Raw genomic sequence first — 8,514 nt, 5'->3', positions numbered from 1 at the left:
GACTCTACCAGCTGGCCGCCCTCTTACCAATTGCACTTATTATCCGAAACCGCGTGATATGAAAATGCGGCACAAATTGCATAATCCGGTTGAGTAATCCCTTCAGATAACAGCCAGGCTGGACCGGTAAATCCACCGGTTTCTTCATCATAAGTAAAGTGCAGTTCGACACACCCGGTATTTAACGCCTTTATTTCAATCAATGCTTTAAGGGCATAGGCATAAGTGACGAAATCACTTTTCGACACGGCGGCACCGCGACCATAAAGCCAGCCCTGCTCAATTTCGCCCCCATAAGGGTCCTTACACCAACCACCGCCGGGCGGCACCGCATCCCCATGTGCATTCAGGACGACCGTAGGGCCAGGCCCAAAGCGATGCCTTACCACCAAATTCATTACTTGCTGTAAACCATGTTGACGACAAATCTCAACAGGCACCCGATGCTGCTCCACCTCGAAACCCATCTGCTCCAGAAGCGCTGTGGCACATAACGCATGGGCGACCCCATTACCAGGCGGATTGTCGGAGGGTACCTGCACTAGCTGCTGCAACATATTGACCTGCTCTTCACTCCGCTGGCCCAGCCACTCTTTTAGCTCATCCATTTATTAGCTCCTCAGCAACACCCCAATCGCTCACGATAATAGGCGGCTACTCGTTGTTCGATAGCTGGCCAGGCGTTATTTAAGTCGGATCGCTGACTTAACGCACTACGGTACTTATCGCGTAGCTCGATATGAACCTCTTCCAAATCCAGCGTCACCAGCTTGCCTTGTTCAACGATTGAGCGCCCACCCACCACCAGGCTATCAAGGTGGCGGCACGTGGCCCGAGAAAACAGAAGATCCTGACTATTCACTTCATATAAGCCGTCGACGTTCAGCTTAGTAAGATCCAGTGACACCCAATCAGCATCGTCGCCTTGCTCTAGCAAAGCACTCTCACGCCCCAGGGAAAGGCGTCCTGCGGCTGTGGCTGCCGTTAGCATGCGAGTGCGAATCGCATCATCGGCAAAACCAGGCTGAGCGTGGAGCAGCGTATTGAGCCTCAGTTCACGCAGCGCATCGTCATCTTCATCCAGTGCGCAACCGTCAATGCCCATTGCTACCTTACAACCGGCTTCCCACATCGCCGCTACCGGAGCGCGACCTGAGCGTAAATGCAGGTTTGAACTGGTATTGATCGCAATAGTGGCACCTGATGCAGCGATTAATTCGAGCTCCTCTGGGCGCGCCCAAACGCAGTGCGCCAATGTTAAACGAGGAGATAACAAGCCGATCTCCTTGAGATAATGCACGATGCCTTTTGGAAACTGTTTATCCGCCCACTCCCGCTGGTAACGGGTTTCAAGTAAGTGCATATGCACCCGGCGGCCAGTTTGAGAGGAGGCTTCTGCGATCTGGCGCAGCATCGCATCCGAGCACCACTGCACGCCGGTAGGCCCAAATTGGATATTCACATCCAAGTCACCCACAGCATTTGCCACGTCCTCAGCTTGCTGCAGCTGCTCACTTGGCGTTAGCGACGGTAGACTGAAGTATCGCTCGACAACACCCTGTTCCACAGCGCCGAGTTGGCCGGTCACCCCTGAGTGGTCACCATAAACCAGGGGGTTTTGGTCGCGCATGCCGACTGCGAACGTTAAACGTATACCCACTGTTTTTGCGGCTTCTGCTACTTTGCGAACTTCGCCCGCTAATGCATCCAGCCCTTGTGGTCGTGTGCAGTGCATCATTACCGAGGCACATCCTCCTTCCGCTGCGCGCCCGAAAGCGGCGCAAGCTGCCAAGTAAGGATCAACGGAGGGCATGACGGCTAAACGCAGCAACCATGTTTCAAGCGGTTTTCCCGCTGCACCAAAAGAGGTTGTGGATAAAGGACGCCCATGGTCGTGGGCATTTGCAAGGGCCGGTATTATTAAGCGTTTAGGAATAGGGTCAGTTGCAGATGTCAGGGGATTTATTTTGCTGATCACACCATCGCTAACTTCAACTGCACAAGGACCTTCTAATTGAAAAGAGCTGCCGCGAATCGCGGCAGCGAACTGATAGTGACTCATACACCTTTCTCATATATACGACAGCTGATTTGGCCGAGGGTTAACGTTGGAAGATCAAAGGCTAAAGCCCCCTTTCATCCAAAGGGGGTAAAAACTCAGCCGTGTAAACATCGGCAACATCAGGCGTACTAGAGAGTTCATAAAGCTCTACAATAGTGTCAATTGAACGAGCAAGCCGCTCTTCATCGACCGCACCAATACCCAACTCCTTAGACTCATCGGAAATAATCACATTATTAAGCGCAAACTGAAGCCGTTGTGTTTCAGCTTCGCCATTCAGGAACCCTTCCTCTGCTAATAGCGCCGCTATCCCAATTTCCGGCTCACTGATCACCTCTTGAACGGCCCGGTTTATAGCCTTCACCAAGCCAGCCACCGCCTCGGGTTGCTCTTCAATTAAGGAGCGCGACACCATCACGCCATTCGAATACACTTCAACGCCATAATCTCCATATGGAAACCAGCGATAGTCGGCCTCTGGGTCATGGCCTTGGGCTACCAAGTTCATATAGCTGGTGACGTTGAAGACTAACGAACCATCAACATCTCCACTGTTAAGCAATTGCTCCTGAAGGCTGGGAGCCACGTTAGTAATCTCAACGTGGTCAAGACGAATACCCGCCGCTTCTGCGAAGGCAGGAAACAGCCGTGTGGAAGCACTTCCCGCTGGGGCGCCGAGCCTTAGGCCTTCAATATCGTCGATACTCTGGATAGGCCCATCCGCTTTGGTTAGAAGTGCAAAGGGAGGCTGATTATAAATTTGATACACCATGACTGGGGTATGTTCAGGGCGCTCAGCTGCGTTCTGAATGATGGCGTTCATATCCCCAAATCCAGCATCGTAAGCACCCGACATGATACGACTAACAGTAGCGGCGGAGCCCTCTCCCTGGTCGATACGCACATCCAGCCCTTCTTCCTCAAAATAGCCTCGCTCTTGTGCTACAAAATACCAGGCATGTACTCCTTGAAGACTCCAGTCCAAGGTGAAGTTAATGCGTAATAGGTCCGCTTGTGCGGTTAACGGGGTAAGCGTGCCAGCTAGCAGTAAACCGTTAATTATTTTCATGATTTTCATGCAACATTCCTCAGAGTAGGGTTCAAGCTGCAGACAGATCAGATTTGCGCATTGCCCAACCGGTCACTCTGCGCTCAATAATGGAAAAAACCAGGTAGAGGGACACGCCGAGCATGGCGAGCAGGAACAGCCCAGAAAACACTAAGGGAACATCAAAACTGGAAGTGGCAATCATCATAACGTTACCAATACCGCGATTGGAGGCGATAGTTTCGGCTAATACCGTTCCCACAAAAGCAAGCGTGATGGCCACTTTTAGAGAGGCAAAGAAGTAAGGCATAGCTCGCGGAATACCCACGTTCCAAAGAATTTCACGCTTTTTGGCACCTAGCGACTTGAGTACATCTTCAAGCTCCGGCTCGGTAGTTGCTAATCCTGTCGCCACGTTAACCACCACAGGAAAGATGCAGATCACAAAGGAGGTCAGTACGGCAGGCACCGTACCGCTGCCAAACCAAAGGACAAAGATGGGGACAACCGCTACCTTGGGAATGGACGAAAAACCGACTAACAGTGGGTAGGCCGTGTCATAGGCCACCTTGGATGAACCAACGACAGCCCCCAACAGCATGCCAACGGTGACGCCCATGGCAAACCCGGTAAGCGTTGTGCTTAAGGTCTGAATCACATGGGGTAATAACTGCGGAAACCGGGCAATAAGAGTATCCATAACCAGGGTGGGCCTGGGGAGAACGATCTCAGGCACACCAAACAGTATGCAAATAATTTCCCAAGCCACAAAAAAACCCAATATCAGGGCCGCAGCCGCCACTTTTTGACGCATTTTATCTACGAATTCCATGGGAATCCTCCTAGGCAGCATCTGGCCGGGTGTGAGTAATCAGTTCACGCAGCTGTTGCGTCAACGTTACGAACTCTTGCTCGTAGGTCATGGGAATAGTGCGTGGCCGCGGAAGGGTAACGCGCTGATCATCTATGATTTGTCCTGGTCGCGGACTCATTACACAGATACGAGTGCCAAGGTATGCGGCCTCACGCAGGTCATGAGTGACGAGCAGCACCGTGGGTTGACTTTCCAACCAGAGGTTTTGAAGGATTCCCCATAGCTCTTCGCGTGTGAACTGGTCTAGAGCGCCAAACGGTTCATCGAGCAACAGTAATTCAGGGTCATGAATCAAGGCCCTGCAGAGCGAGGCCCGCTGCAACATCCCCCCAGAGAGTTGCCAGGGCTTTTTGTCTCCAAAACCTCTTAAACCAACCTTTTCTAGCAGTCCCTCAGCACGATCTCTGAATTCGCCCTTACGCTCTTGGCGGTATCGACCACGAAACGGCGGCACGATCTTAAGAGGCAGCATGACGTTGTCGCGTACGCTCAGCCAAGGCAACATGGTCGGGTTTTGGAAGGCCATGCCCACACCCACATGTTTGGCCCCAACTTCCCGACCACCAACATGAACATGGCCCGATGAGGGTGCTAACAGGTTGCTGGCCAACTTCAAAATAGTCGATTTACCACAGCCAGAAGGCCCCACTAAGGCGACAAACTCACCCTTTTCAACTTTCAGATTAGTGGGTGCCAGTGCTTGGGTGGCTTTTTTGCCGCGACCGTAAATCACCTCGGCCCCTTCCAGCTTTATGGCTTCAAAGCTTGACACTTTTTTTTGCTGGTCAAGTGGACCAATCAACTGACCATTTTCAATGGGTACGGTTATCATGAGGTAAGTGCCTCCCGTTGAACGGTCATCTTGGCGATTTCAGCCGCCAAGGTTTTGTCGCTATTAACCAGTTTGGCTAGCGGCATCTGCTGTACACGCTTCACCGACTGACCGCTCCCCTTCGCTTCGCTTTGCAGTGTGCGGTCACGCATGACAAACCTGCCTCGCACCAAGGTATGCACCGGTATCCCCTTCACTGACCAGCCGTGAAAAGGGGTCGCTCGCGCCCGATGGGAGTGCAGGGACTCCTGATCAATAACATCTTGGCGCTCCAGATCAACAATCGCGATATCGGCATCGGCGCCCACCGTCAGCGCCCCCTTGTGTGGATAGAGCCCCCAAGCCTTAGCAGGTGCCACAGCACTTATCCGCACATACTCTTGCAGCGTGATCCGCCCTTCGCTAACAGCGGTCAACATTAACGGCATCTGGGTTTCCACCCCCGGGAAACCACAGTCTGCCTCCCAAATCACCTCTTTGTACTGCTCATTAGGGGTGTGGGGTGCGTGATCAGTCGCGATCATATCCACGGTGCCATCACGGACGGCTTCCCATAGCGCCTTACTATCTCCGGCTTCACGGATAGGTGGATTGACACGCATCAAGCTGCCTAGCGTGGCGTAATCACGAGTATCCATCATCAAATAGTGGGGGCATGTTTCACTGGTAATATCGACGCCCCGTTGCTTAGCCTCTCGCATGGGCCGTAGTTCCGCGGCGGATGAAACGTGCAGTACGTGAATACGCGCGCCGGTCCACTCAGCCAGGATGGCGGCTCGGGATACCGCTTCTACCGCGACTACATCGGGTCGCGCCGCCACATGAGCCATCGCATCGTTACGACCCGCTGCACGTAAGCGCTCATAGCGCCATGCCATGATTGAGGCCGTTTCAGCATGCAGTGAAGTACGCAACCCATAGGGCGCTACTCGCTCGAAAGCTTCCAGCATGGCACCGGTGGATGGGGAAGGGAGATTGCCAAAGGTATTGCCCATAAAACACTTAAAACCAATGACACCACTCTCTGCGAGCGCCTCTAACTGGTCGACATTGTCCTCAGCCATCAACCCATAGATGCCAAAATCCACGTAGGCCTGCTGTTCTGCAAGCGCTAGCTTTTCAGCAAAGGCCTCAGGTGTAGCCGTTGGTGGATTGGTATTGGGCATATCAAAGACGGTAGTAACGCCGCCCATGGCCGCAGCGGCTGTACCGCTTTCCCAGGTCTCTTTATGGGTATAGCCTGGTTCCCGAAAGTGAACATGCACATCGATAGCCCCTGGGAGCAGGTGCATGCCTTGTGCATTGAGCACTTCTTTGGCGGGTGGCATGCTGCTTTCTTCGCCGATGGCAATAATCTTTCCTGCGCGAATCGCTATGGCAGCTTGCTGAGTTGTTTCGTGACTGACAATGCTGCCATTGATAATAACGAGATCTGCTTGGGTCATTAGTTTTCTCCTCAAAGAGCAGCCCAGCCGCCATCCACAGGCAGGTCGGTACCGGTAATTTGTCGTGAGCGCTCACTGGCCATAAACAGGCAGGCATCTGCGACATCCTGAGCGGTAGAAATTCGCTGAAGGGCATAATCTGCAGCATGTCGCTGGGCCGCCTCTTCCTCGCTAACCCCTAGCTTGACCGCCATATCCAGGCATACTTTGGTGCGAAAACGCTGGCCATCGACCATGCCTGGAGCAACGATATTGATATTAATGTTGTGGGGGCCGGCTTCGATCGCCATGCTTTTCGTAATCCCTCTGAGCCCCCATTTGGAGGCGGAGTAAGCCATGCGGCCCGCCTTCCCACGCATCCCAAAGGTTCCGCCAACATTGACGATCTTGCCGCTACGGCGCTCCATCATGCCTGGCAGCACTGCACGCATCGTGTTGAAGCAGCCCGCCATGTTGAGACGAACAATCTCTTCAAACTCTTCAAAGGTGGTATCCGCTCCCGATTTACCGACGGGCCCTGAGCCCCCCGCCACATTGATGAGTACATCAGGAACATCGCCCAACGCTTCTCGGATATGGGCAACCGCCTGTTCGCACTGATCCGAGTTGGTGATATCGCAAGCCACCAGGACGACATCAACACCCTGATCACGTAGCTCCATTTCAAGAGCTGAGACTGCCAGGGTATCTCTGGCTAACAGCGCCAACCTGGCCCCTTCAACAGCAAATGCGCGGGTAATCGCCTCTCCCATGCCCTTGGCTGGGCCAGTGATCGCTACAATCTTATTGGTTAGCAGCAAATCCATAACGTTTTCCTTATTCGTATAGGGAGTAAATGCGTTCATCTTCAGGCGGAAGGAAGTCAGTACTAAAAACCGTTTCCAGTGCGGGCGTATGCGACAAACCGTAGGCGGTGGCAACGATATCGATAGCCTCTCGCATCCGGTTCTCGTCAATGTTGCCGAGCCCGACTTCCGTCAATTCTGGATGGTTCATCTCATCTTCGATGGTGGCCGCTAGGCGAGCAGTTTCGACTTCCCGATTGATCAGCGGCTCTTGAGCCATGACGGCGTCCATACCGGCTTCAGGGTCAGCCAGCACATCGGCCACCGCGCGATTAACGGCCCGAACCAAGCCGCGTACCGCCTCCGGGTTCTCTTCAATCAACTGACGCGAGACAATCAACGCATTAGAGTAGAGGTCCATTCCGTAGTCGCCGTAACGGATGAAGCGCAGGCGCTCATCAGGATCGATGCCCGCCAGCATGGCGTTAAAGCGAATGGTATTAACGAAACCAAACACGGCATCGACCTGACCCCGGTTGAGCATTTGCTCGCGCAGGCGGGGCTCAATGTTCATTACTTCGATGCTGTCAGTATCGATTTCGGTTAACGAGGCAAAGGCAGGAAACAGGCGTAGCGCGCCATCATTGGCCGGTCCAGCAATGGTTTTACCCTCTAGATCGGCAGGTTCATGAATATCGCTGTCAGTGGTCACCGCAATCGTGAACGGGGGACGGGTATAGAGCATATAGACGCCGACCGGCGCATCATCGGGATGATTGGAGGCATAGTTGATTAAGGCGTTGATATCACCAAAACCGACATCGTAGGTGCCCGAAGCAACACTACCAACGGCAGCGCCTGATCCTGAGCCTTGATCTATACGCAGATCAATCCCTTCTTCAGCAAAATAGCCACGCTCTTGAGCCAGAAAAAACCACGCCTGCGGTCCTTGGTAAGACCAGTTCAATACCATCCTTAGCGGCGTTTCTGCATGAGCGTATGCACTCCAAACAGGCAACATCAGCACTAATAGGAGGCGTCGCCAGCGTGAAATTTTCAAAAATGCTATTAGCAAATACATAGAAGAATCTCCAGATCCAAAGAGTGGGACAACCGGTGGGCTAAGTAGCGAGCGTGCAACCCGCTGCCGTAAACCCGTATAACTGCCGAATCAACGTCAGTGCAGCCTGTTTTGATTCTTCAGGTGACGGTGTTGCCACCGCCTCTTCCATGAGCACAACGTTGTAACCAAGAAATGAGGCATCCTGGAGCGTTGCCATGACACAACGCTCTGTATTAATGCCGGCAAAAAGGAGGGTGGTGACGTCTAGCCGCCGCAAAATCGCATCCAGTTCGGTATGCCAAAACCCACTGAAGCGACTTTTGTAAACCACGATGTCTTGCGATGAAGGCGCCAGCTCTTCGATGGCCGCCGCTCCCCACTCATCGCGTACTAATATGCGGTGCC

9 protein-coding genes are annotated in these 8,514 nt (G+C 53.2%); all 9 read right to left on the bottom strand.

What is annotated here, in order from left to right; genetic code table 11:
* Positions 1-23: 23 nt before the first annotated feature.
* Positions 24-608 (bottom strand): M20/M25/M40 family metallo-hydrolase, encoded by a 585-nt coding sequence (locus ACTH5D_RS16500; RefSeq protein ID WP_441673141.1) that lies wholly within the window; start codon positions 606-608, stop codon positions 24-26.
* 11 nt (positions 609-619) lie between these two features.
* A complete protein-coding gene (locus tag ACTH5D_RS16495; protein WP_441673139.1) occupies positions 620-2,062 on the bottom strand; it encodes an amidohydrolase family protein in 1,443 nt (480 codons plus the stop codon).
* Between the two features lie 61 nt (positions 2,063-2,123).
* Positions 2,124-3,140 (bottom strand): ABC transporter substrate-binding protein, encoded by a 1,017-nt coding sequence (locus ACTH5D_RS16490; protein WP_441673137.1) that lies wholly within the window; start codon positions 3,138-3,140, stop codon positions 2,124-2,126.
* Between the two features lie 22 nt (positions 3,141-3,162).
* Positions 3,163-3,942 carry an ABC transporter permease gene (locus ACTH5D_RS16485; protein WP_441673135.1) on the bottom strand — a complete coding sequence of 260 codons (780 nt, stop codon included), beginning with the start codon at positions 3,940-3,942 and terminating at the stop codon, positions 3,163-3,165.
* A gap of 10 nt (positions 3,943-3,952) precedes the next feature.
* Positions 3,953-4,816 (bottom strand): ABC transporter ATP-binding protein, encoded by an 864-nt coding sequence (locus ACTH5D_RS16480; protein ID WP_441673133.1) that lies wholly within the window; start codon positions 4,814-4,816, stop codon positions 3,953-3,955.
* Positions 4,813-6,261: an allantoinase AllB gene (gene allB, locus ACTH5D_RS16475; protein WP_441673131.1), complete on the bottom strand. Its 1,449-nt coding sequence runs from the start codon at positions 6,259-6,261 to the stop codon at positions 4,813-4,815. Before allB ends, ACTH5D_RS16480 begins: the two co-directional genes overlap by 4 nt.
* A gap of 11 nt (positions 6,262-6,272) precedes the next feature.
* A complete protein-coding gene (locus ACTH5D_RS16470; RefSeq protein WP_441673129.1) occupies positions 6,273-7,067 on the bottom strand; it encodes an SDR family NAD(P)-dependent oxidoreductase in 795 nt (264 codons plus the stop codon).
* A gap of 10 nt (positions 7,068-7,077) precedes the next feature.
* Entirely contained in the window at positions 7,078-8,127 is a 1,050-nt protein-coding gene (locus tag ACTH5D_RS16465) for an ABC transporter substrate-binding protein (protein WP_441673127.1), read from the bottom strand.
* Positions 8,128-8,167: 40 nt separating this feature from the next.
* Positions 8,168-8,514 (bottom strand): cysteine hydrolase family protein (locus tag ACTH5D_RS16460; RefSeq protein ID WP_441673125.1); only part of this gene is annotated, 347 nt, incomplete at its 5' end.

Origin of the sequence: Halomonas sp., assembly GCF_052095695.1 — a bacterium.
Taxonomy (GTDB): domain Bacteria; phylum Pseudomonadota; class Gammaproteobacteria; order Pseudomonadales; family Halomonadaceae; genus Vreelandella.
This window is presented reverse-complemented; position numbering and strand designations above follow the sequence as displayed.